Origin of the sequence: Stenotrophomonas pictorum JCM 9942, from assembly GCF_001310775.1 — a bacterium.
GTDB classification, from domain to species: domain Bacteria; phylum Pseudomonadota; class Gammaproteobacteria; order Xanthomonadales; family Xanthomonadaceae; genus Stenotrophomonas; species Stenotrophomonas pictorum.
The window spans coordinates 1-657 of the sequence record NZ_BAZI01000758.1; the positions used below are offsets into that span (position 1 = coordinate 1).

Below are 657 nucleotides of genomic sequence, written 5' to 3' on the forward strand. Positions count from 1 at the left end.
GCCCGACCAGCGGCACACCGTGCTCGCGGCAGGCGCGGACGATGGCCTGTACCTGTTCGCGCGTGCTTGGCAGGGCGACGCCCAGTGGCAGCGCGTGGCGCCAGGAGTTGTCCCGGGCATGAGCTTCCAGTGCGGCGGCATCGGTGCGCCAGGCCTCGCCGAGCAGCTGGGTCAGGATCTGGTGGAAGGCGGCAGGCAGCGAGTTCATGGGCGTTGGCTCAAATCGGGGGCGCGCTGCTGGACCAGGCGCCAGCCGCACACGCAGAGAAACAGCGGCAGCCACACCCAGCGCAGCTCCGAGAGTACGGTCTGCAGACCCCGGGCGCTGAAGAACTGGTTGGCGAAGGGTGAGACCCGGATCGGTCGCCACGGCGCGAACAGGCGCGCGTCGCTCCACGGCCACCACAGGGCGACGCCCAGGCCGCCAGAGGTCAGCGCGTCCAGCAGTGGATGCGACAGCGCACAGATGAGGACAAAGGCAGCGGCCTGCAACCGCCCGGCATTCAATCCGCGTGCGCCCAACAGAGCCAGGAAACCCAACAGGGCTGCGAACAGCAGCGAATGGCTGGCGCCGCGATGGCCGAGCGCATCGGCGTAGGGGATCTGCAGCGCGAAGGCGAGCACGTCCGCATCGGGCAGCATCGCCGCGACGAGGCC

The 657-nt window shown here is 70.0% G+C and carries 2 protein-coding genes; both read right to left on the reverse strand.

Annotated features, from left to right (window positions below):
• Window positions 1-208, reverse strand: a 208-nt coding sequence (locus JCM9942_RS17515) for an FAD-binding oxidoreductase (RefSeq protein WP_054661055.1), incomplete at its 3' end; no start/stop codon positions are given.
• A partial coding sequence (locus JCM9942_RS17520; protein ID WP_054661057.1) for a metal-dependent hydrolase occupies window positions 205-657 on the reverse strand: 453 nt, incomplete at its 5' end. The genes JCM9942_RS17520 and JCM9942_RS17515, both read right to left, overlap by 4 nt.